The sequence below is a fragment of the Vibrio variabilis genome (assembly GCF_003263785.1).
GTDB lineage: Bacteria > Pseudomonadota > Gammaproteobacteria > Enterobacterales > Vibrionaceae > Vibrio > Vibrio variabilis.
This window is the reverse complement of sequence record NZ_JYJK01000002.1, coordinates 21,216-45,437: the sequence shown is the minus strand read 5'-3', so window position 1 is coordinate 45,437 and position 24,222 is coordinate 21,216. Positions and strand designations below refer to the sequence as shown.

Here is a 24,222-nt window from a genome sequence, read left to right as displayed (position 1 = left end):
ACAATTTATTTTATGAAGTGTGACACGGAGCAAGATCATGACCGCTAAACAAGGATCAACTCAACAGAATGTCGCCGTGATCGGCGCGGGAGTTATCGGTATCACGTCGGCGCTTAAATTACAGCAGCTCGGATTCAATGTGACGATTTTTGATCCCCAAGGTGCCGCGCAAGGATGCTCAAAAGGCAACGCGGGACACATCGCAACAGAGCAAGTTTTCCCTCTTGCTTCACCCAGTACAATCAAGCAAATCCCCAGTATGTTGTTTGCGCCGCAAAGCCCATTATCCATCCGCTGGCGAGATGTGTTGAGCACTTTGCCATGGATGGTTCGCTTTCTTTTTAGTGCCAGAAAACGGTCATTTGATACATCTGCGCGTGCCCTAACAGAGCTTAATCAGCATTCATTACGGAGCTGGGAAACACTACTAAGTTCTATCAACGAAGAGGGGTTAATCAAGGTCGATGGCTCTCTGCTCGTGTTCGAAAGCGAGACTCTGTTTGAGTCCTACCAAGAGACGCTCAATGCCCTAAACCAAGCGGGTGTTGAATACCAAATTTGGGATCAAATTCGCCTGCGAAGAAAGCTGCCTAAGCTTGGTTTACAGGTTCGCTATGGGGTCTTTTTTCCTAACACTGGACATACCATAGAGCCTTATGAACTCTGCGTTTCGATCAATCAACGCTTTCAAGAATTGGGCGGAAAATTTGTCGAAAAAGGTGTGCTTTCGCTCACCAAGCAAGGCGAAGTCATTACCGAAAATGGTGCTCAACAATTTGATCGCATTGTACTCGCTGCAGGTCTTCATTCTGCGCCTATGGTGGCGTCTTTGACGGGTATCAAAGTGCCGATTCAAGCTGAACGTGGCTACCATGTCATGGTGGAGAAATTCGACCATGAATTACCGATGGCAGTAAGCAGTGCTGACCGAAAATTCATTATGACCCCATGAAGCATGGCCTTCGGTTAGCGGGCACCGTCGAGTACGGTTCGCCTTCCGCTCCCTTTAATCATAAACGTACCGAACTGTTGATAAAGCAGGGCGATATTATGCTGCAAGATGGGATTGATCGTCGCGCAGTTGGCGATCACTGGATGGGGGAGCGGCCATCAACCAGCGACTCTTTGCCGGTGATCGATACGATCTGCGATGACAAGATCGTGTTGGCGTTTGGGCATCAGCATCTTGGGCTTACTCAGGCGGCGATCACGGCGGACTTGGTCAGTCAGTTGATCGCTAATCAGCCAACTTCGATAAATGTGGCGCCATTCACACTACGCCGATTTAGCTAAAAAATTTTAGTATTTAATATTGTATAAAATATACTTCGTCATTATGTTAATTAAAGGTTAACAGAAATCGGGCATTATAAACCATAACAAGATGTTTTCCCCTAGCGTGAGTGCTTTCTGTGGAGGATGAATGAAAACAATTGAATCAGAGTGTATTAGCCAAAGTTTGACGATGACATCGCTTATTGCGGCGATGCGTCAAACTTATGCCAAACCTGCTAGTGTGCCTCAGCGCCAAGTATTGCCACTGTCCGCAGATAGTCACGATGCCTTGGCCTTGCTGCCAGCGTGGAATGATGAGTTGATCGCAGTTAAGACATTTACTTACTTTCCGGGCAATGGTGAACAAGGGAAGGATTGTGTTGGCTTCTCGACTGTTGGCATTTCGGCGCAGTGATGGTGCACCGCTCGCTTCCATGGATGCCAAAGTACTGACTTATTGGCGTACGGCAGCCGCATCGGCGCTTGCAGCGGACTATTTAGCACGTAAAGAGTCAAAGACTTTGCTGATTTGCGGCACGGGGCGATTGGCGCCTTATTTTGCTTGGGCTTACGCAGCGATTCGCCCTATTGAACGCGTCATTGTATGGGGCAGAGATGCTGCGAAGGCTGCGAATGCGGCAGAGCGTATTGTTCATGGTGATGAATACCAGCGCTTGCCAAGCGAGCGTCAGTTCTCAGTGTCGATAGTCACGGATATAGAGCAAGGTATTCAGGCGGCAGACATTATCAGCTGCGTAACGGGCTCTCTCGAACCATTGATATTGGGCGAGCAGGTGAAGCCGGGGACACATGTTGACTTGGTAGGTAATCATCATCGTCAGCACCGAGAATGTGACAGTGAGTTGGTGCTGCGCTCGCGGGTATATGTCGATAGCCGCATCAATGTGTTAGCTGAGGCGGGCGAGTTATTGATCCCAATCGCTGAGCAAATCTTCTCGCCAGAGCAGATAGTGGCGGATTTACCACAGCTTTGCGGCGCCGAGCTAAGCACAAAAACAAGCCCAAAAACAAGTCAAAACGCGGATTTGGGACGAACCGATCCCGAGTCAATAACTCTGTATAAATCTGTCGGTAGTGCTCTCGCTGATCTCGTAGCAGCGCAGGTGGTATTGACGAACTTAGCCCAAGTGGAATTGGGATAGTGAAGAGCTTTTTGCTCACTTCTAAAATTGCATACAATATACAAATGGAAGGATTTCAATGAACGTAGATTGGAAAGGTGTTTACCCAGCGGTCAGTACTCAGTTTAGACGCGACTTAACGATTGACTTAGATGCGACTCAAACTGTCATCGACAACCAAATCAACGACGGTGTTAACGGCATTATTTGTCTTGGCACGGTGGGGGAAAACTGCGCCCTTTACCCAGAGGAAAAGCGTCAGGTACTACAAGCCGCTAAAGAAGTGGTTAACGGCCGAGTACCGCTTATCGCAGGCACTGCAGAGTCAATTACCGCCGCATCGGTTGGTTACATGCAAGATGCGAAAGCCATTGGCGTTGACGGCTGTATGGTCATGCCTGCCATGGTTTATCGTACGTCAGATTCTGAGACGTATGAATACTACCGCACACTTGCGGAAGCAACGCCTGAGATGCCAATGATGATTTACAACAACCCAGTCTCTTATGGTGTGGATGTGAATCTGGACATCATGGAAAAACTGGCGAAGTTCGACAACATCGTCGCTATCAAAGAGTCGACCACGGACACGCGCCGCATCACCGAGCTTTATAATAAGTTTGATCAGCGCTTTACCATATTTGGTGGCGTGGATGATATTGCCCTAGAGTCTTTAATGCTCGGTGCAACGGGCTGGATCTCCGGTCTAACCAATGCGTTCCCAGCGGAATCGGTCGCTATCTACAAACTGGCGAGCCAAGGCCGCTATGCCGAAGCGCTCGAAATCTATCGTTGGTTCTTGCCACTTCTTAAACTCGATACTATTCCAACCTTAGTCCAATGCATCAAGCTCGCCGAGCAAGTTTGTGGTCGCGGTTCAGAGCAGGTGCGCCCACCACGTCAACTGCTGCAGGGTTCTGAGCGTGCAGAGGTGATTGGACTTGTTGAAGCCGCTTTGGCCACTCGCCAGATCTGAGTCGGTATCAGCTCTAGGGGAAGTTGGTACTAATGCGCAGAGTATTAACAACTGCGTACTGGTTTAGGTATATGTTTAAAAAAGCCCGAGCAATTTTTGTTGCTCGGGTTGGTAATTAACTTGACCTAAGTTCGCTGGCAGGATTGCCTATTGACAGAGTTAGTAACCCATCAACTGCAACAAGTTCTCGGCAGTGCTGATCGCCTCTTTACGGTTAGCAATGTTGAGCTTTTGGTACAGGTTACGAATGTGGGTTTTAATCGTTGTGCCTGCAACATCCAACTCTTGAGCAATTTGCTCGTTGCTGAATCCAGAGTAAATCAATCCTAGAACCTGCCATTCACGCTGGGTGAGTGGGCTAGTGCGTACTAACTCAGGGATGTTCGGGTGGTTGACCAGCTTCTCAACAAACTCTTCGTTAAAGTGCACAGAGCGGCTACGCTGAGTGGTGTTGATGTCTTTCATTAGCAGTTGAGCGCGGTGACGCTCAAGATCGCCAAGATCGGACTTCGATACTAGGTTAGCCAGCAAGTGCCCAATGGTTGCGCCATCAATCAGGAAGTTACCAATCATGCCTGTCTGGTTAGTCAGTACTAACGCTTCTTTCAAGAGCTGTTTGGCTCGGTCTTCATTCTTGCTGTGCACATTAAGGATCGCTTCGACAATCAGGTTACGATTGCGATCGGTCACCAACTGATGCTTGCTCGCTTCTTGCTCTAGGAAGTTCAGCGTGCTTTGCGCTTGCTCGTACTGACCCAATTGAATTTGTGCACGGGCAATATTACGCCACTGCAGTTGAGAGAAGTGATTACATGCTTCTGCAGGACGAGTAGCCGTTTCTAGCCACTGCTCAATCGACTCCATGTCGTTTCTTGCTTGCCAATAAAGCAGTAGTGACAATGAAGCATTCGCAGTCCAATCAACGTGATAGGTTGATTGCTTGATAAGGTGTTGAATCTGCTCAATCACCTTCGAAGCTTTGTCGAGCTCACCACGGCCGATGGCAATGCGAGCAATCATGGAATAGCTGTGCAAGTGTTTACTTGGGTCGATGTTACCCAGCACGTCGATGCCTTTGTAAGCGCACTCTTCGGCCTCATCAAGGCGATTCCAACACCAAAGCACTTGTGCACGAACGCGTAATAGGAACTCGTGCAGCGGGACTTGGTGCAGTTGCTGCTCTTCAATCAGTTTAAAGGCGCTTTCTTGGATCTCGAACGCGGCTTGTACATAACCTTGAGCGATCAAGATTTCACTTTGCTGCAGCTGCGCCCACAAGGCTTGATGATATACGTGATATTGACGCGCCAGCTTTTCGGTCTGCTGCATCATCGACAACGCACGCTGAGATTGCCAATTACGTGATTCACCTCGCCAACGACGGACGTCGCGACAATACGGCTGCGATATTCAGAGTGGTCGAGCTCGCTCAGTGCGAGTTCAGCCAGCTCGATAGCTTGGTCTGGTGAGTTTTGGTTGATGGCCACCTGAGCACGAAGCGCGTGGAATTCGCCCTCCTCTTTTTTGCTCAAATTGACTTTGCGCGCGGCCATCTCTTCACCGGCTCTGGCAATCAGCTCGCCCACTTCATTGTATCGGTGTTGGCTCTGTGCCAACCAAGCTTGCAGTACACATAGCTTAGGCTGACTGTAAAGCTGATCAGCACTTAACACACCAATGGCATCTTCCAGCGTGGTCAATTCACCGTGGTTAAACATCTTCCAGCCAAACTCCAGCAAAATACTCGCCACCAAATCTGCGTTGTTCGCAAGGCGCGCGTGGCGCAGTGCTTGGTGCGGGACTTTTTGCTCTAACCAAGCGTTCGCTGCCGCTAGGTGCAAGTCGTGCTCTTGTTGTGGAATTCGTGCTTTACGCTCGTGGGATAAGAACTCTGCAAATAGGTTATGGAACCTAAACCAGTTGTTCTCACCCTCTAGGGGATAGATAAACAGACCAAAGCGGTTGAGTGACTCGATCATACTGAGTGCATCATCACGTTTGGTAAGCGCGGTGACCAAGTTGTCATTGAAGTGATCAAGCACCGAGCACTGCATTAAGAAATGACGGGTTTCTTTATCAAGCAGATCAAACACTTCTTCAACAAGGTAGTCCCAAAGGTGTGCGTGATTGAACTGAGAGATAGTCTCCACCGATTGTGCCAGTGTGCGCTTTTGATGCTGCGCTTGCAGTGCGAAAAGTTGCAAGGCCGATGGCCAGCCTTCCACATAGGTACGAAGTGTATTCGCGGTTTCGTTATCGATCTCACTGGCAAGGCGCTGACTAAAGAAACGTGTGGTTTCTTCAGTATCGAAGGCAAGAAGCTCGTTACCAATTTCAATCATGAGATCGCGAACGCGTAGGTTCGCTGTACCCAATGGCGGATTACCTCGGCTGGTGACGACCAAAGTAATGTTATCTGGCATGTGCTTTAGGAAAAAGCGCATTGCTTCATGGATGTCTTCATCGCTAATTAGGTGGTAGTCATCCAGAACGATGTAACACTCATGGTGGTAGCTGGTTAACTCGGCGAATACTTCACTAAACAGGGAATGCAAAGAAGAAAACTGTCGGCGCTCTGCAAGCTTTTGTGCATTCGGGCAACTGTTGCTGGTGGCTTTGTTAATGGCCTGCAGCAAATAGTTGACGAAGCGAAATGGGTCATTATCACTTTCATCAATGCTGTACCAACCTACATGAGGTTTGTCCGATAGCCATTGAGCGGCCATGGTGGTTTTGCCGTAACCGGCTGGCGAGCGGAATAATACCAGTTTATAAAAAGGTGCCTGTGCAAGCAGGTCTAAAACTCGAGGACGAACAATGGCATTGTGCAAGCGGCCAGGTCGAGTCAACTTTGAAGGAATCCACATAAGTTATTTCCTACGATTATTATTTTTCAATGCCCCGGGGTGGAGGGCGTGTTTACCACAGCTTTGTTGAGCCAGCTCGAAGATATAAAACAGTGGGTTATACAGTTTTTGATCAAGCGCTCGGTTTTGATTATTGTGTGGCCAATCCCGCTACTACGCCTCGTATTTGTGATCTCTGTCACTATATCCTTGGTGTGGAAGGGGGATTGGTCTGCCATGTATACAAAATTTCGGGAAATTTTGATTCTTTTTTGCGGGTAACTGTGATCTTCGCAACAATTTTTGTAATTAGTTATCCGCTTGATAGCATTTCTTTCTTAGTTCGTGGCTAGATTAAAAACTGAGCTTGGCGTGATCGCTATCACCAGAAAAAACCGAATCAGATAGCGGAATGGGAGATCGATCACTAAGTGGAGGGGAGTACGCCCTCTACGCCCTCCTCACTCATCCTCCAGGGAGTCGGACTTAGGAGGATGTTTATGGATACGTCACCATGCACGATATGTGACAGATGGATAAAACTTGAAAGTGAGATTTCGTAATGAAACCTGCGCAACAGAAAAAATTTGATAAAGCTTCTTTCCAAGAAAGTGTTAAAAAACACCTATCAGCAACTTACGCAACGACAGTAGAAACTGCGACTGAACGTCAGTGGTATCTAGCAATGGGTCGTGCGCTTGCTGAGCTAACGACTTTTGACCTGCTTGAAACTGAAGCAGACGAGCGCATCAAGAGCGCAAAAAGTGTTAACTACCTATCTCTAGAATTCCTAATCGGTCGTCTGACGGGTAACAACCTAATCAGCATGGGTCTTTACGAGCAAGTAACTGACGCAATGGCTGAACTAGGTCACAACCTAACTGACCTTCTAGAAGAAGAGCGTGACCCATCACTCGGTAACGGTGGTCTAGGTCGTCTAGCAGCATGTTTCATGGATTCATGTGCGGCTCAAGAATTCCCAACTGTTGGCTACGGTCTTCATTACGAATACGGTCTATTCAAGCAATCATTCGAGAACGGTCGCCAAAAAGAAGCACCAGACGCATGGTGTGGTGTTGAAGGTTACCCATGGGAAGTGGCTCGTCCAGAACTTGCACAAGAGATCGGTTTCTTTGGTCACGTTGAAATTGTAAACGTTGATGGCAAAGAAGTGCGTAAATGGGTTCCTGGCATGACAGTGAAAGCAATGCCTTGGGATCTTCCAATTGTTGGTTACGAATCTGACACGGTATACCCACTACGTCTTTGGGAATGTCAGGCAATCGCACCATTCTCTCTAGAAAGCTTCAACAATGGTGATTACTTCGAAGCACAGCACGCGCTAATCGATGCGGGCAACATCACTAAAGTTCTATACCCGAACGATAACCACGAGAAAGGTAAGACACTGCGTCTAATGCAGCAGTACTTCCACTCAGCCGCGTCTGTACGTGACATTCTACGTCGTCATGAAGCTGCAGGTTACACGCTTGCGGATCTTCCTAAGCAAGAAACCATTCAGCTTAACGATACGCACCCAACCATTGCTATCCCTGAACTCATGCGCATCCTTCTTGATGAGAAAGGTTTGAGCTGGGATGACGCGTGGGCGATTTCTTCTAAGACTTTTGCATACACAAACCACACGCTACTTCCAGAAGCACTAGAGACTTGGTCTGAGTCGCTAATCCAGCGTCTACTTCCACGTCACATGGAAATCATCTTTGAAATCAACCACCGCTTCCTACAAGAAGTACGTGCAATGTGGCCTGGTGATGGTGAGAAGCAAGCGAAGCTTTCTATCATCCAAGAAGGTTTCCACCGCATGGTTCGTATGGCTAACCTATGTGTTATCGGTTCGTACGCTGTGAACGGTGTAGCGGCACTTCACTCTGAGCTAGTGAAATCTGACCTATTCCCTGAGTTCCACGAGATGTACCCAACTCGTCTACACAACGTAACGAACGGTGTGACACCACGTCGTTGGTTGAAGTTCTGTAACCCAGGTCTATCGGCTCTTATCACTGACAAGATTGGCAGCGAGTGGCCAGCTAAGCTTGAGCAGCTAGAAGGCATCGCGAAATACGCGGATGACGCTAAGTTCCAGAAAGACTACATGGCTGTTAAGAAGCAGAACAAACAGCGTCTAGCGGACTGGGTTAAAGAGAACATGGGTATTGAGCTAGATACGAATGCTATCTTTGATGTAATGATCAAGCGCCTACACGAGTACAAGCGTCAGCAACTTGATTTGCTACACGTGTTGTCTCTATACCACCGTCTACTGAATGACCCAACATTTGATATGACGCCACGCGTTGTATTCTTCGGCTCTAAAGCTGCACCGGGTTACCACCTAGCGAAAGAAATCATCTTTGCGATTAACAAGGTGGCTGAGAAAGTAAACAACGACCCACGCCTAGGCGGTAAGCTGAAAGTGGTATTCATCCCTGACTACCGTGTAAGCATGGCTGAAATGTTGATTCCAGCTGCTGACGTTTCTCAGCAAATCTCTATGGCAGGTAAAGAAGCATCGGGTACAGGTAACATGAAGATGGCGCTTAACGGTGCCCTAACTATCGGTACGATGGATGGTGCGAACGTTGAGATCCGTGAAGAAGTCGGTGACGAGAACATCTACATCTTCGGTCTTGAGGTTGATGGTGTGAAACGCACCAAAGCGGCAGGTTACAACCCATACGACTTCTACAACGCTGACCCACTACTGAAAGCATCTCTAGACCTACTACTAGGTGAAGAGTTCACTCCAGGTCAACCAGGTCTGCTACGTGCAACATACGACAGCCTACTAGATGGCGGTGACCCGTACCTATGTCTTGCTGACTTCGCATCTTACGTGAAGGCGCATGAAGACATGGACGCGCAATACCGTGACCAAGCGGGTTGGGCGAAGAAAGCGATTCTTAACACGGCGCTCGTTGGCAAGTTCAGCTCAGACCGTTCGATTCGCGATTACGTGAACAACATTTGGAAGCTTGAATCAGTTTCACGCTAACAAGTTTAACCAAGGTACCCCAGTTTGAGTGGGGTACCTTGGCTTTTTATATAAATTAATAACAACCCTACCGATTTGAAGGTTAAGAGAAGTCCTTCGGAGAGAGCGATGACAGAACAAACAGCATTAAAACAAGTTGCTGAGATGGCAAGAATAGCCGACAGCTACGTAAGTGCGTGGGGCGATGAAGCCAAAGTTGAGGACGAAACCATTCTTCGTCTGCTTGCGTCTTTAGGCTACGACACGACAAATGATGAATCACTACTAAAATCTGCTGAGAAAAAGCACAAGAAAGAAGTGCTCGATCCAGTACTGGTTGTTAAAGACGGTGATGCAGTAGAAGTAGAACTTCATTTAGGTGTAAGCGCGAGAGAAAGTGATTTCAGCTGGCGTCTAGAGACTGAGCAAGGAGAAGTACTTGAAGGCTATCTTCAATCTCAGATCGTTCGTGATGAACGTGCTGAGGGTGGCCCTTTAGTATTTGCGTTACCAAACAACCTTCCATGGGGTTATCACAAGCTTTACCTAGAGCGTAAGCGCCGCAAAGCGCCTTACGAGATGACGCTTATTCGCACACCTCGTGCCTGCTACAAGCAAAGTGCAATTGACGAAGGTAAAAAGCTTTGGGGTCCAAGTATCCAGCTTTACACACTTCGCACTCAGCACAACTGGGGTATTGGTGATTTTGGCGATCTTAAACAGCTGGTTGCCGATATCGCGGCACGTGGCGGTGATTTTGTGGGCCTTAACCCAATTCACTCGCTATTCCCAGCAAACCCAGAAGGCGCGAGCCATACAGCCCATCTTCACGTCGCTGGTTAAACATTCTTTACATCGACGTAAGCTCGGTTGCGGAATTTGCACTAAGTGCAGACGCACAACAAATCGTTGGCGGCTCTGAGTTCCAAGCACGCCTACAAAAAGCGCGTGAGTCACACTGGGTGAACTACACCGAAGTGGCTGAGCTTAAGATGAGCGTATTGCCGCTGCTATTCGATGAGTTTAAGACTCGTCACCTAGACAAACAGTCTGAGCGCGCGAAACTGTTCCTAGACTTCATTGAAGCAGGCGGTGAGAGCCTACTGCATCAAGCCGCGTTCGACGCGATCCACGCTGAGCTTCATGCAGAAGACAGCAACATGTGGGGCTGGCCGGTATTCCCAGAGAAGTACCGCCGTTTCGAAAATGCAGCGACACAGAAGTTCATTGCCGATAACCAAGACAAAGTTCAGCTTTACATGTACTTGCAGTGGATTGCTGATGTTCAAATTAACGAAGCTCAAGCACTAGCAGAAGAGAAGGGTATGGCAGTCGGTCTATACCGTGACCTTGCTGTAGGTGTGGCAGATTCTGGTTCTGAAACTTGGGCGGACAATGGCAACTTAGTGATGGATGCTAGCATCGGTGCGCCACCAGATATTCTTGGTCCTTTGGGTCAAAACTGGGGTCTACCGCCACTCAACCCACAAGTACTGCAAGCAACGTCTTACGATGCGTACATCCAACTGTTGCGCGCCAACATGAAGCATTGTGGCTCATTGCGTATCGACCACGTTCTTGGTCTACTGCGCCTTTGGTGGATTCCAAAAGGTGAGAACGCAACAAAAGGTGCGTACATCTACTACCCAGTAGAAGACATGCTAGCCATCCTAGCGCTAGAGTCACACCGTCATCAATGTAGCGTTATCGGTGAAGACTTGGGTACTGTGCCTGATGAAATCGTAGAGATCCTTCGTGACGCAGGCGTACACTCGTACAAGGTGTTCTTCTTCGAAACAGCAGAAGACGGCGGCTTTATTTCTCCTGAGCACTACGCAGATCAATCAATGTCTGCACTGTGTACGCACGATATGCCAACGCTACGTGGCTTCTGGCACTGTGATGATCTGAAGATGGGTCGCGAAATTGGTCTGTATCCAAATGAAGAACAGCTCGCAGGGCTATTTGATGATCGCCTAGTGTGTAAGCAAGGCATTCTAGATAGCGTGGCATGGCACGGTTACCTGCCTGAAGGTGTGGGTCGTGATGCAAGCCTTGTCCCTATGGATGCGCATTTAAGCGAAGCACTACAGCTTCACGTAGCAGCGGGCTCTTCTGCACTACTTAGTGTTCAGCTAGAAGACTGGCTAGAAATGGATAAGCCAGTCAACATTCCTGGTACGGTTAATGAGTACCCGAACTGGCGTCGTAAACTGTCGATGAACCTAGAAGAAATCTTCGCTCAAGAAGGGGTAAATCGCATCGCTAAACGCCTAACGGAAGTACGCGCGAAAGCCAGCTAATTATAGATTATTGAATCGCTAACAAAGCACGACTCTCTTGGATATTTGTTCTGTCATTTCCAAAGAGTCGTGCTTTTCTTCGTTTTGGCGTCTGGCTTATATCATTCTCAAATTTATATTGTAAATTGTCGGTGAAATAGGCCAATTGCAATGCAAAATTGGGCGCTTGTCACTTCCCGTACAAGATGTTTCCAGTACAATGAAATCTTGCAGATAGCCCGCGTATCGCGGGCTTTTTATTTTGTGCCTCCGACGTCTTTGCCATTGGCTGAGACTCAACAATAAAAAGGGGGGCACAGTGTTAGGTCGAGGGAGATGAACGTTGAACAAAAAAGGGCTTAAAAGACAACAACAGGCGTACGATCGACTCTCGAGTGCATCGTTTGCTGACCCATTCTCATTTCTAGGTCCATACCTACAAGATGAGACTCATGCGCTAAGGGTTTGGATGCCCGGCGCGGACGCCGTAACGGTTGTTTTGAAAGATGGCACCAGAATGCCAATGGTGCGAGACAAAGCGTCTGGATTTATCCTTGAATCGGATCTCGATTTACGATTTACCCACTATCAGTTGGCGATTGATTGGAATGGCACTGAGCAGTTGCTCGATGACCCATACCAATACCACGGTTTGTATGCGGAGTATGAAGAGCTGCATACACCAAAAGAGATGTATCACCACATGGGTGCGCAATTTATTACCCAAGAGCGTGATGGAGAAACCATCGAAGGTACGCGTTTCTTGGTGTACGCACCGCATGCATCCGCGGTCAGTCTAGTCGGTAACTTCAACGCTTGGGATGGTCGTCGCAACCCAATGCAGCGACTTGACTACGGTATTTGGGGATTGTTTGTACCGAACTTGCCAGAAGGCACTCAGTATAAGTTTGAACTTAAAGGACCGGATGGTGAAGGTCTGCCGCACAAAGCGGATCCTTGGGGCTTTTACTCTGAGCAATACCCATCGTTTTCTTCCGTTACTTATAACCATGACCGCTATGACTGGCAAGACAGCTCTTGGCAGCAGCGTCCGGTAACAGAAAAACGCAAAGAAGCACTGTCATTCTACGAGCTGCACGCAGGCTCTTGGAAACGCAATGACAATGGTGACTTCCTAAATTATCGCGAACTGGCTGATGAACTGATCCCTTACTTGACCGATATGGGCTACACCCATGTTGAATTGATGCCAGTGTCTGAGCACCCGTTCTACGGTTCATGGGGCTATCAGCCAGTAGGTTTGTTTGCACCGACCAGCCGTTTTGGTTCACCAGATGACTTTAAGTACTTTGTCGACCAGTGTCACCAAGCTGGCCTTGGCGTAGTACTCGACTGGGTTCCAGCGCACTTCCCATCGGATGATCATGGCCTAGCGAACTTTGATGGCACGCCATTGTTCCACGATCCAGATCCACGTCGCGGTTGGCACCAAGATTGGAACTCGTACATTTACGATCTTGGACGCGAGCACGTTCGTCGTTTCTTGGTATCTAATGCCCTTTACTGGTTTGAGCAATTCCATATCGATGGCATCCGCGTCGATGCGGTAGCTTCTATGCTGTATCTTGACTACTCACGTAGTCATGACCAGTGGATCCCAAATGTCGATGGCGGCCGTGAAAACTACGATGCGATTGCGACGTTGAAATGGATGAACGAAGAAGTGTACAAGCACTTCCCGAATGCCATGACGATCGCTGAAGAATCGACAGCTTTCCCTGGCGTATCTGCACCAACCTTTGCTGGTGGTTTAGGCTTTGGGTTTAAGTGGAATATGGGTTGGATGCATGACAGCTTGTCGTACATTCAAGAAGATCCAGTTCACCGCAAATACCATCACGATACCATCACATTCCCGCTTGTTTATGCGCATAGTGAAAACTACGTTCTGTCTCTATCACACGATGAAGTGGTATACGGCAAACGTTCTATCCATAACAAGATGCCGGGCGATGAGTGGCAACAAACAGCGAACCTTCGTGCTTACCTAGGTTACATGTACGCTCAGCCAGGTAAGAAGCTAAACTTCATGGGTGCTGAGTTCGGTCAAACCGGTGAGTGGAACCACGATGACCAGCTGCAATGGTTCTTGCTTGATTTTGAGCGCCACCAAGGTGTGAAAGCGCTGACGAAAGACTTGAACTTACTCTATCGCCGAGAAAAAGCGCTGTTTGATCAAGACTCAGATCCGCAAGGTTTTGAGTGGCGACTGCAAGATGCCGCAGAAGCGAGTATTTTAGCGCACGAGCGCATTAGCGAAGACGGCGAACGTGTGCTGGTTATCAGCAACTTTACGCCAGTGCCACACGAAGCGTTCCGATTGGGTGTACCGCTAGCGGGTCGTTATGAGCTATTGCTAAACACCGACGACAGCTCTATGCAGGCAGTGGTTTTGGTGTGGCTCAGGTGGCAGAAACGGAAAGTGTTGAGAGTGAAGCGCAGCCTCAGTCTCTATCACTGCGTTTGCCACCGCTTTCAACAGTATTCTACAAATACCAAGGCTAAATGAGTTGAAGCCCCAGCACTTTGCTGGGGCTTTTGTTTATCACGCTCTGCGAGAGAGGTAGATTCGTTAACGAGTATGAAGACCCGAGATAAAATCATTCAAGCCAGCTTGAAGCTATTCAATGAGAAAGGCGAGCGCGCCATCACCACCAACCATATTGCCGCCCACCTAGGATGAGTCCTGGCAATCTCTATTACTACTTTCGCAATAAAGAAGACATCATAAAGTCGATATTTTCCGACTACATCGCCTACGTACGTGAGTCCTTTGTTCCGGTATCCAGTGACACGCCTGCGGAGGTTTACCTGCAACGCTATTGCGAAGAAGTATTTGGCAGTATCTGGCGCTTTCGTTTCTTCCACGCCAGCATGCCTGAAATCGTGATGCGCGATAAAGCCCTGCATCAAGCCTACTTGCAAGCGCATGATGTACTGGTCGCCAGAGCTCACGAGTCGGTGCTTAATCTGCGCCGCGACGGATTTATTGTCATCGACGATGATCAAATCGATGAGCTCATTGAATTGATGCGCGTCGTTGGTGGCTTCTGGGTAAGCTATTTAATGGCAAACTCCGTGAGCAAGTCGATAACCAAAGCCGATGTGAATCGCGGTGTTGTTAAGTTTATCGTTCTGTTGTGGCCTTATAGTACCGATAAAGGGAAAGAGGTGCTGACTAAGTTGAAATTGAAATATAAGACAGAGAACTAGTTGTGCCTAGTAACGTTCACTCTTACATGTAGACCAATGAATCATTACCAAATTAATTATAAATTTCTGTTATCATAATAATAATTTTTGATAATTTTTTATTTAAGTTCATCGTGCTTATACTTCTCCACATCGAAACGAAACACGAAACAAATAATCAAATCAGTTTTTGGAGAAAGTTATGAAAATGAATCACGTTGGTATCATGGTTGGCGATATGGACAAAGCGGTAGAGTTCTACACTAAAGCGGTAGGTCTTCGCGTTGTAATGAACAATACAAAAGTTATCGAAGAGCGCGAGTCAGCAATCGGTCGTATGTGTATTGCCGTATTTGGTGAAGGCTTTAAAGGTTTCAACATTGCTCACCTAGTGACAACTGATGGCATCGGCGTGGAGTTGTTCGAAATGGTTGACCGCGACGAGCGTCACAATGTTGATTTTTCTCGCCTAGGTATCTTCCACTTCTGTCTACAGCTTCCAAAAGAGCAGTTTGAATCAGCAATCAAACGTGTAGAAGAGTTCGGCGGTAAAGTGCGTATGGATATTCACCGTTACCACCCAGAAGATGATTCTAAGCAAGCGCAGATGGTTTACCTAGAAGACCCGTTTGGCAACCTATTCGAGTTCTACTCTCACTCTTACGAAGACACTTACGCTTCTGATTACGAGTAATGCTCTTATCTGATAAGTGAAAGTTTTCATGCCCACGAGATGCCAGGTCTTGTGGGCATTTTAGTTCTGTGGCCTAAAAAACGTTGAGGGAAAATCTGTACTACATCTCCACTCGGCATTGTTCTGGACATTTCCGTGTCAGTGAATCTTCTGATTTAGATATGTACGGATTACTTCGAGCAAGGCGAGTAGTGTTATAGCCGTTTGTTATTTACTCATTTCCAAAGGTTATTGCTTACTCAGTAGGAACTTGCGCAAATCTCTCTCAACTCGCATGACAAACAGAATAAAAACTTTGTCACCATCTTGCTTATAGAAAACACGACAGGGATTAACGACAACTTCACGATAACGTAGATGTTTTAGCTCGGGAGGAATACGACCAGACTCCGGGAAAGTTTGTAAGCGCTCGACTTTGGAGAAGATCATTTGTACTAACTGCTTTGCCGCAACAGTGTTTTCAATTGCGATGTATTCAGCTATATCGTTAAGGTCAGATAACGCTGGGTCAGTCCAGATTATTTTAGCCATTTAGACATTTTGTCCTTGGCTTCATCATGACTTACAGTTTTGCCGTCAGCTAATGCGCGCTCGCCTCGTGCTATACCCTCAAGAATAGCCAAACGATTTTGCATAAACTCGTAATCATCAACATCAACGAGATACGCGGATGGTTTGCCATGCTCGGTTATTAACACAGGCTCTTTAGTTTCGTGGAGGTCTGCGAGGATCTTAGTTGCTTGACGTTTAAGTGATGTAACTAGTTCTACTTTCATGAGAGCTGCTCCAAAGGAATACTAGAGTGATACTATTCTATCACTTTCAGTTTATCAAGCTCCATGACGGTTAGCGCTTTATAGGTGGACTTCTTCCACTTTTGCATTCCATTTATGTTTCTGCCATTCAACGAGTCGTCAATCCAAAATGTTACTGAGCCTCGCTGGCACAAGGCTTCATTGCACTCACTATAGTTTGCTAACTTCCTTTTGGACTTACCCATAAAGACACCATGCTTCGACTGCATGGGATCAGATCGCAGGCCTGGGGAAAGGTTCAATTGATTTGGTCAACAACGCAGTTTCACGCTGGCAATGCAGTGCATCAATCGTGATAACAGTTCAACCGCATCGTAGGGCAATGGCTTGTCGAATCGGATGCTTTATTGGCGCCATTAGATCTGCAAAATACAGCCTAGCGAACGAAGTTAATATTCCATTTAAAAAACTAAATCCCCTGCCATTAACGCCGCTGCTCCTGAGTTTCGCGGCGTTTTCTTATTTGAGTCTTGTTTCTGGGAGGGGGGATTGCCAGTGGAGATACCGAGATTCTTGTCTACACTCAATAGACTTAACTTAATAAAAAATAAGGTTTATTGATGATAACTGCGTTGTACGGCTCTCTTCTTGCGTCACTAATGATTTGGCTTTCATTTCAGGTGATCAAACAGCGACGATCGAATCAGGTCGCCTATGCCGATGGAGGCGTGGAAGCCTTGCAGATTGCGAGAAGCGCACAAGGCAATGCTGTCGACTATATTCCTATTACTCTAATTCTCATGGCCTTCGTTGAGTACAACGGCGCCCCCGCGATTTGGATTCATGTCATTGGAGTGAGCTTTGTTATTGGGCGCTGCCTGCACGCTCACGGGATACTCAACAAACGCTTCAAAGGTCGGGTGAGGGGAATGCAAATCACTGTTTTTGCGATGGCGGGGCTTATCGTCTCAAACCTTCTTTACCTTCCTTTTGATAAGCTTTGGTAGTGAAGCCATTATTACTTTCCACTTTGGGGTGAAAAGAGGCTAAAAACCAGTCGAGTACTTAGCCTCAATCTCGGCAATTTTCTTCTCTATGTCTTTAAGCTGCTGTTTGAGTCGAACAAGCTCAGCCTTGTCTTTCGGAGTGACGGCGAGCTTGATCGTTCCAACCCCACAAGCGTCTCTGGTGGCTTGGCTAAATCGGGTAAACCCAGAGAGCGATACCGAGTATTCAATAAACTGACTTTGGTCTTTATTGGAGGCTCGGATATCCACCGTGCGGCCTTCCTTACTTTGTAATATCAGTCGATTGATCAGCGCCAAGTTTTGCTTGTCGGCTCTCACAAATCCTGATTCTTTGCTGTTTGAGAACAGTTGCCCTTCAAAAGCCAGTGGTTTGTTGTCGTCGACTTTAAATACCAAATCCACTTTGGCGTTTTCTTCATCCAAGTCTTGAGCAAGGCCGAAGGTGATGAGCAACTTCGAGCGATCATCGCAGCGAATACCGTAAGTGGTAAATTTATCTTCAACTAGATCACCAAACCCCCACACCCTGTGGGTTTCGACGCGGTCAAACTTATCAATATTGTGCTCGTTGAACCAGCTTGCGCTAGCTGCGCAAGGAGTAGAAGCAACAATGATGAACAGTAGTTGATACAGGGTCAGTTGGTACATTTTTACTTGATGCATAGACACTCGATACATGGCCACTCAGCTGGTTTCACTCGGGTAAATCTCAGTACCGCTACTATAAGGTTAGGTACCTGATTGATTTTATGCCAGTTGTGTGACGAATCACGATTGTTGCCTACACTGAATAAAAACGGAGGAAGATAGGGATGACACGAGCATTACTGCCGCCAGCTTGGGTGATGGTCTCCATTGGTCTTATCCTTAATGTGATGGCGATTGTGCTTTCAAGCCAAGTGCTGGACAGAATGTCGAGCGATATTGCTGTAATACAGGAACGCAAAGAAGCAAATCTGTATTCGATGCAGCTTGCTTGGAATCAAGTAGAAACGCTGGAAAGAAAACGTGAAGCATTGCTGCTGCACCTTGATGGTGATGATATTGATACTGATATAGCGGATATGTTGAGGGGGCAGCTATCTCAATGGGTCACCGCTCAAGTTCCTCTGATTCATCGAAAACACCTCCCTGAATTGATGGCTATGATCAATAGCGCGCAAGATACGCAGCGTGACTTGATTGATGGGCTCTATCTCGACAATTTGGAGCTCTCAGAAACGCTCGCAAGCGTCGAAGAAGACATGGCGTATTACAAAAACATCGCGGTGTTTCTGCAAATTCTCGGACTGGCGCTGATTTTAGCTCGTGATCTTTCTCGCCGTTCGTTGCCGAATTGATATACTTTAAGACATCACTTTTGCAATTTAAGAAATAAAGATGCTCACTCGTTCTGATGATCTGGAAATATTACTCTCTGTTGTCGATAGTGGCGGTTTTTCCGCTGCCGCAGAAGCGCTCGACATTCAAGTGGCCAAAGTGTCGCGCAGTGTGAGTAAGCTTGAGACCCAACTTGGAGTGACGCTATTGAATCGTACCACTCGCCGCATTGAGCTCACTGACGAAGGTCGTCAGTTTGTGGAGGGCGTCCGTGAAGGGCTACGTATTCTACAGCAGACCGAAGAAGAGATTGTGGCTAGAGGCGAACTGCCAAAAGGGCGATTGAGAGTCGATGCAGCTAGCCCATTTGTACTGCATCAACTGGTGCCGCTTATCGCGGAGTTTAATAGAGAGTACCCAGATATTGAGCTTGAGCTGACCTCCAACGAAGGGTTTGTTGATTTACTTGAGAAGCGCACCGATGTTGCGATTCGCATAGGTAAGTTAACTGACTCAACGTTGCATGCTAAACCGCTAGGAAAGAGCCTGTTGTATCTCGTCGCGTCACCCGATTACCTTGCACAGCGTGGTTACCCCAAATCGGCCGTTGATTTGAGTACGCATAGTTTAATCGGGTTTGTCGGTGCAAAGGTGCTTAACCAATGGCCACTCCCCGGCAATCCAACGATTCAGCCAAGCATGGTGTCGAGTAACGGTGAGACGGTGCGCCAGTTAACTTTAGCAGGTAATGGAATTGCGTGTATGTCGGGCTTTATGGTGAAACAAGATATTGAAGAAGGGCGCTTGGTGCCACTTCTTGAGTCAGAAAAACTCACTACGACGGGTCGCGAGCAAGTCAATGCGGTCTATTACCGCTCATCGTCGGTCGCGCGCCGCATTACGGCGTTTATTGAGTTTATCCAGCCTAGGCTATCGCTGTAGTCGTTATCTCCTTCTTTGCTTCCTTCTTTGTTCCGGCGGCTTTTGCATTTTTGACAAAAGCCATTTGCGATTATTGCTCTCAATCTAGAGGTCACTCGTCGCTAAAATGTCCCCATTACGATATTGAGGGCATACGACATGATCTTTTCTAATTTTAACTACGGCCAACTTGAGCTAAGCAATCGCATCGCGATGGCACCGATGACCCGTTCTCGCACCACTCAACCGGGTGATGTGCCGAATGACATGATGGCGACTTACTACGCACAGCGCGCCAATGCAGGTCTTATCATCACAGAAGGTGCGCCGATCTCGGCCATTGGTCGTGGTTACTCCATGACCCCAGGTATCTATACTCAAGCACACATCGATGGCTGGAAAAAAGTCACGAAAGCGATCCATGAACAAGGTAGCAAAGTCTTCATTCAGCTTTGGCACGTGGGTCGCCGTAGCCATGAATCCATCACGGGTGAGCAGGTTTTGTCTGCGTCGGCGATCAAAGAAGCTGACCAAGTATTCGGCCCGCTACCGGAAGGTGGTTTCGGTATGATTGAAACCGGCGAACCTCGCGCAATGACTGAGCAAGATATTCAGCAAACTATTACCGATTATGTGCAAGCCGCGAAAAATGCAATTGAAGCGGGTTTTGATGGTATTGAAATCCATGCTGCGCACGGTTACTTGCTTGACCAGTTTATGCGTATTTCTAGCAACCAACGTACCGACCAATATGGTGGCACTCAAGAAAACCGTATCCGTCTACTTGTTGAGGTGATGCAAGCGGTGGTGAATGAAATCGGCGGTGACAAAGTCGCGATTCGTGTTTCGCCGCACGTCATGGAAGGCTTTGCTGAAGAAGATCCAGAGATTGTCGAAGTGGTGAAAAAGGCACTCGTTGCGCTGGCTCCAATGAATCTTGCGTATGTGCATTTCTCTGAAAATATCTCGCGTTATGTTGAAGCGCCAGAGTCATTCCGTAAAGAGGTGCGCGACATTTACCCGAACCCTATTATGATTGCAGGCAAGCTAACGAAAGAGAGTGCCATTGCACTGCTTGAAAACAACTACGCCGACCTTGTGGCATTTGGCACGCCGTATGTGACCAACCCAGATCTTGTGGCGCGCTTTAAAAACAACTGGCCACTGGCTGAGTTTGATGCCGATGCAAGACTGAGTTTGTATGGTGGTGATGAGAAAGGGTATATCGATTATCCCGAGTACAGCGCTTAGATTTGAGGAAGGGGGCAGTAGACGCCCCCTTTACTATTTTATAGTACTGTTACCGTTATGGCGCTTGCACCGTAGTCGACAGAGAGTTCGACATTATTGTCTGACTCAATAGAGTTAAATTCACCATGGATCTTGTTTGCGGTGAGGATGGTAAAGCGCTCTCCTGGTTGGGGAGCATTTTCTCCAAATGTTAGTGTTAACGAAGCGCTATCAAGGTAAGCGAGACTTGCGATTTTAAGAGAGGCGTCTTTTGAAACCTCTATCGCTAGATCGCCACTACTGATCGTTAAATTGTTGGCGAGAGTCAACTGTATATCGCTGTCGACTTTCAATGTGCCACCATTTATATAGACATCACCAGTTCCAAATGCGGTCGGTGAGCCAGCTACTAACACCCCTTGTTCGATAATAGTACCACCTGCATAAGTGTTCTCGCCGGTAAGCGTTAGTATGCCACTACCAGACTTTCTCAGCTTACCTTCTCCTGCAATGTCATTTCTCCAACTATCGTTGGCGTTGAAACGTCCTCTTTCGGCATCCATATACACTTTTACATCACCTTCGAATGCTCCGTAGCCGTCAGCCGCAGTCACAAGATCGATTCTTCCCCAACCGTTAGACTGATCAAGAATAGGGTAGCCAGAATCGATGGATGTCGTATAGAGAACCGCTCTTCGCTGAGCATCGGACAGGTAAGGCAAGCGCGTTTCGAGCAGTCTCTCAGCACCTTTTGGAACGATAGGCTTTTGACCTGCTTTACTGAGGTCTTGTTCAAATCCATATGTCATTCGTTCTCTATACAACTTTTTGTTTTCATCGTTGTTGGAGTAACGATTGTTGTCACCTACATAAACAATCGCGTGTTCGCCATCGACGTAACCTACCTCGTTCTCAGGTGCTACTTTGCGATGAGCATAGTCATAAAGAGATGAGTAGCCATCAGCATGTGCTAAATCTGTAAAGTACTCGTGGGTGTTTTCATAAGCTCTTTGAGCATTGTCGTACACATTCTGCTGTGAGAGGGCGTACGCTGAAACTGCCTGAAAGTGAATGCGGGCGCCAATGACATCAACTGGAGAATGCATTCCAGTCAATATTCTATTTTCACCCATTTGTGAACCGCGCGTAATGAATTCAGCGAATCGCTCAGGAAATGCATAGGCATAGCCCATCGCAGCGAGATAGCCTGCGTTAGTGTGACCGCTAGGATAGCCTCCATCTTTTCTACGGTTTTCACCATTGTCAGTTAATGGATCAGAACCATGGTGACGGCCTGCGCAGAACACTCCAGGTAGAACATCGACGCTACTTTGGTAGTTGTCGTAAATTCTCTGTTCAATCTCCCCATTTAGTTGCACGCATGAATGGCTGCCGGAACCGAGATGAACGACATCACCATCGTCGTCCATTCGCCAAGGACGAGGGGTAGAGTAGATGTATTTTGACGGGTTTGTTGAGGCAGAAGAGTTACGGAGATCCCTAACTAATCGAACCACGTCGCCGAGAGGCGAGGTTTCGTTGCCAGTATAGTCTCCACCATCATTGTGATGCGCAAAGAAATGATAGTTTTCGGTGATATCCGTGACCTTAGGTACATCAATATCTACATAGGCCTCAGAGCCATCAAGATAGGATTGTGTCAAAGGGCCGAAAGCGTCAATAACACTGTAGTTTTTGCTTCGGCGATCATCAGAGTAACTTTCAATGGCTTGCTCGAGTGTTCTGTTGTTTGTCACATCGACAACATATTGAATATTGTGACGCCAAACGTCAGCATCTAAGATTTCTTGGTGAGCAAAAGACTCAGGTCCATCACCATTTGCATTGTTTTGCCAACCATCTACCCCAGCAGTCCATATATCGTTCATGCCAGATAGTAACGTGGTTAGCGGGTTATGATCGATATTGAACTGAACAGCACTGTCACTATTATTTTGACCATTGCTCACCATAGGGAGTGGGTAGTCAGTTTCTGGAACTGGAACATGCAGTTCGTATCCAATACCTGAAGGAGCATTTGGTTTAAGGACTGTATTTGATTCAGAACTTTTGCATCCCATCAAACTTGCAGTAAAGACGGATCCGATAATAATCGCTAGAAGATTTTTGTTGGTGTGTATTCTCATAGTTTCCAATCACAGAGTTAAAATTTGGATTGGACTTTAGATTTTGATTATTAATGTTTTATTAAACTGTTGCATATCATACAGTTATGTTGGGTGCTGCTGTAATATCTTATTTTTTTCTTTTTCTTTTAATTCAATGGCTTAAGTTTTTTTGGTTTTAGTTTATTTTTTATTTTTTGAGCGGGAAGTTGAATGAATGTCACATATCAACTTGGCTAACTTTACGATAGATGAAATTTTTGATGCCTTCTCGAATGCTATTGTGTATGCCCCAGTGTTTACTAACTAAATGTTTGAGTGATACTGCCTCTTGCCTCGTTATTGAGTTCTACTTTTGCTATGGCGCCATTTACTAAAGATAGGTTGGGCGGCTTGTGGCCAATATCGAGATCAATCATAACTGGAATCGGGATATCGCTGAGGTATTGTCTTAGACACTCGTAATAACTGAGGCGATTAGGATCGGTTTCATCTGGTGCTGCACTGCGGCCTATAAGTAAGCCGTTAATACATTCAAAGACGCCACGATATTCCATGCTTAGAATGCTTCGTGCCACTTCCGTTGGCGGCATCTCTGCATTCTCCAAGTAGAGAATTAGCCCTCAGGATGGCGTTCTGACATCGCTTTGAGATCGAGGTACTCCGTGCCGAAAAGATGTGACAGCGTATCCCAGCACCCACCAATCAGTCGACCTTCGATGACTTCAGCGTGCTGCGGTTTTGTTAGCCATTGCCATTGAGTCATAGTATCAAGGTTAAACCCGGATTCTGGCTGATTCACAAAATCCGGCCATTGACTGGCGTAGAAAGGGAGTGAAACCTGGGTAAAACGTTCTCCTGACGGCGTCGCAAAATAGGTTAGGGTGTTAGAAGTGAGGGGATCATTGGAGTTAGTCGAGAGATCCATAAGATTAGAACAATGCCCAGTCGCCCAGCCTAGCTTGCAAGCAAAGGTCGCCGATATCGTGCTGACATCGGAAAATCCCAGAATCCATTTAGGGCGAGCCTGCTTGAGTCTTTCAAAGTCAATCAGCGGCAGTAGCTCCATCGCAACCTCTCCGCCCCACGGTGGGTAGATCGCATCAATGCGGTCATCCAGTAGCATTGACATCAGCTCTTCGGCTCTTTGCTTTGCCGAGCCACTGACATGTTTTCCTTGGTCGTACAAGCAGTCTCCAACCACTATGTGATAGCCCAGCGACTTGAGGTGGTTGGTAACGCATTCAAAACGAGCATTGTGTTTAGGTGAAATACCGGATGAGAATGCGGTGATACCTATGGTGCGGCCTTTGGTGAGAGGATTGGGGTATTTCATGGATGGCTCCGGCTCAAAAGTGTTAAAACCAGAGTAGCGATTTTGTGTATGAGTGACAATTAGTTAGCGGATTTGAATTGAGA

Annotated in this window: 14 protein-coding genes and 7 pseudogenes; 13 read left to right on the top strand and 8 right to left on the bottom strand. The window is 47.2% G+C overall.

Annotated elements, in window-relative coordinates; all coding sequences use genetic code 11:
* Positions 1–37: 37 nt before the first annotated feature.
* The 3 pseudogenes from TZ48_RS00250 to TZ48_RS00240 all read left to right on the top strand — a co-directional run bounded on the left by TZ48_RS00250 (position 38) and on the right by TZ48_RS00240 (position 3,410).
* Positions 38–1,293 (top strand): annotated as a pseudogene (locus TZ48_RS00250) (NAD(P)/FAD-dependent oxidoreductase).
* 130 nt (positions 1,294–1,423) lie between these two features.
* Positions 1,424–2,438 (top strand): annotated as a pseudogene (lhpI, locus tag TZ48_RS00245) (bifunctional Delta(1)-pyrroline-2-carboxylate/Delta(1)-piperideine-2-carboxylate reductase).
* 58 nt (positions 2,439–2,496) lie between these two features.
* Positions 2,497–3,410 (top strand): annotated as a pseudogene (locus TZ48_RS00240) (dihydrodipicolinate synthase family protein).
* 142 nt (positions 3,411–3,552) lie between these two features.
* Here TZ48_RS00240 and malT read toward each other — a convergent pair.
* Positions 3,553–6,260: pseudogene (malT, locus tag TZ48_RS00235) on the bottom strand (HTH-type transcriptional regulator MalT).
* Positions 6,261–6,801: 541 nt separating this feature from the next.
* Here malT and TZ48_RS00230 point away from each other — a divergent pair.
* The 6 genes and pseudogenes from TZ48_RS00230 (at position 6,802) to TZ48_RS00210 (ending at position 15,423) form a co-directional block, all read left to right on the top strand.
* On the top strand, positions 6,802–9,255 hold the full coding sequence (locus TZ48_RS00230) for a glycogen/starch/alpha-glucan phosphorylase (RefSeq protein WP_112477824.1): 2,454 nt from the start codon (positions 6,802–6,804) through the stop codon (positions 9,253–9,255).
* Between the two features lie 108 nt (positions 9,256–9,363).
* Positions 9,364–11,537, top strand: a pseudogene (gene malQ, locus TZ48_RS00225) (4-alpha-glucanotransferase).
* 322 nt (positions 11,538–11,859) lie between these two features.
* A pseudogene (gene glgB / locus TZ48_RS00220) lies at positions 11,860–14,042 on the top strand (1,4-alpha-glucan branching protein GlgB).
* A gap of 76 nt (positions 14,043–14,118) precedes the next feature.
* The gene (locus TZ48_RS24540; protein WP_239670617.1) at positions 14,119–14,220 is read left to right on the top strand and encodes a TetR family transcriptional regulator; all 102 of its coding nucleotides are present in this window, start codon (positions 14,119–14,121) and stop codon (positions 14,218–14,220) included.
* Entirely contained in the window at positions 14,217–14,750 is a 534-nt protein-coding gene (locus TZ48_RS00215; RefSeq protein WP_239670616.1) for a TetR/AcrR family transcriptional regulator, read from the top strand. Before TZ48_RS24540 ends, TZ48_RS00215 begins: the two co-directional genes overlap by 4 nt.
* Positions 14,751–14,931: 181 nt before the next feature.
* Complete coding sequence (locus TZ48_RS00210) at positions 14,932–15,423, top strand: VOC family protein (RefSeq protein WP_112477823.1); 492 nt, start codon at positions 14,932–14,934, stop codon at positions 15,421–15,423.
* Between the two features lie 228 nt (positions 15,424–15,651).
* On the opposite strand, the gene TZ48_RS00205 is transcribed toward TZ48_RS00210, so the two are convergent.
* The 3 genes and pseudogenes from TZ48_RS00205 to TZ48_RS00195 form a co-directional block, all read right to left on the bottom strand.
* Positions 15,652–15,954 carry a type II toxin-antitoxin system RelE/ParE family toxin gene (locus TZ48_RS00205; protein ID WP_112477822.1) on the bottom strand — a complete coding sequence of 101 codons (303 nt, stop codon included), beginning with the start codon at positions 15,952–15,954 and terminating at the stop codon, positions 15,652–15,654.
* Positions 15,942–16,199: a type II toxin-antitoxin system Phd/YefM family antitoxin gene (locus TZ48_RS00200; protein ID WP_112477821.1), complete on the bottom strand. Its 258-nt coding sequence runs from the start codon at positions 16,197–16,199 to the stop codon at positions 15,942–15,944. Before TZ48_RS00200 ends, TZ48_RS00205 begins: the two co-directional genes overlap by 13 nt.
* A gap of 131 nt (positions 16,200–16,330) precedes the next feature.
* Positions 16,331–16,423: pseudogene (locus TZ48_RS00195) on the bottom strand (IS5/IS1182 family transposase); the annotation flags it as partial.
* Between the two features lie 375 nt (positions 16,424–16,798).
* Here TZ48_RS00195 and TZ48_RS00190 point away from each other — a divergent pair.
* Positions 16,799–17,185, top strand: a complete 387-nt coding sequence (locus TZ48_RS00190) for an MAPEG family protein (protein ID WP_112477820.1) — start codon at positions 16,799–16,801, stop codon at positions 17,183–17,185.
* Between the two features lie 39 nt (positions 17,186–17,224).
* On the opposite strand, the gene TZ48_RS00185 is transcribed toward TZ48_RS00190, so the two are convergent.
* Positions 17,225–17,869, bottom strand: a complete 645-nt coding sequence (locus TZ48_RS00185; protein ID WP_112477819.1) for a hypothetical protein — start codon at positions 17,867–17,869, stop codon at positions 17,225–17,227.
* Between the two features lie 149 nt (positions 17,870–18,018).
* On the opposite strand from TZ48_RS00185, the gene TZ48_RS00180 reads away from it, so the two are divergent.
* The 3 genes from TZ48_RS00180 to TZ48_RS00170 all read left to right on the top strand — a co-directional run bounded on the left by TZ48_RS00180 (position 18,019) and on the right by TZ48_RS00170 (position 20,698).
* Positions 18,019–18,546 carry a DNA mismatch repair protein gene (locus TZ48_RS00180; RefSeq protein ID WP_112477818.1) on the top strand — a complete coding sequence of 176 codons (528 nt, stop codon included), beginning with the start codon at positions 18,019–18,021 and terminating at the stop codon, positions 18,544–18,546.
* 40 nt (positions 18,547–18,586) lie between these two features.
* On the top strand, positions 18,587–19,468 hold the full coding sequence (locus TZ48_RS00175; protein WP_112477817.1) for a LysR family transcriptional regulator: 882 nt from the start codon (positions 18,587–18,589) through the stop codon (positions 19,466–19,468).
* A gap of 138 nt (positions 19,469–19,606) precedes the next feature.
* A complete protein-coding gene (locus tag TZ48_RS00170; RefSeq protein WP_112477816.1) occupies positions 19,607–20,698 on the top strand; it encodes an alkene reductase in 1,092 nt (363 codons plus the stop codon).
* Between the two features lie 38 nt (positions 20,699–20,736).
* Here TZ48_RS00170 and TZ48_RS00165 read toward each other — a convergent pair whose 3' ends face one another.
* The 3 genes from TZ48_RS00165 to TZ48_RS00160 all read right to left on the bottom strand — a co-directional run bounded on the left by TZ48_RS00165 (position 20,737) and on the right by TZ48_RS00160 (position 24,139).
* The gene (locus TZ48_RS00165) at positions 20,737–22,758 is read right to left on the bottom strand and encodes an autotransporter-associated beta strand repeat-containing protein (protein ID WP_162674422.1); all 2,022 of its coding nucleotides are present in this window, start codon (positions 22,756–22,758) and stop codon (positions 20,737–20,739) included.
* A gap of 347 nt (positions 22,759–23,105) precedes the next feature.
* Positions 23,106–23,396 carry a S66 peptidase family protein gene (locus tag TZ48_RS24535; protein WP_239670615.1) on the bottom strand — a complete coding sequence of 97 codons (291 nt, stop codon included), beginning with the start codon at positions 23,394–23,396 and terminating at the stop codon, positions 23,106–23,108.
* A 23-nt stretch (positions 23,397–23,419) separates the two neighbouring features.
* On the bottom strand, positions 23,420–24,139 hold the full coding sequence (locus tag TZ48_RS00160) for an LD-carboxypeptidase (RefSeq protein ID WP_239670614.1): 720 nt from the start codon (positions 24,137–24,139) through the stop codon (positions 23,420–23,422).
* Positions 24,140–24,222 lie beyond the last annotated feature (83 nt).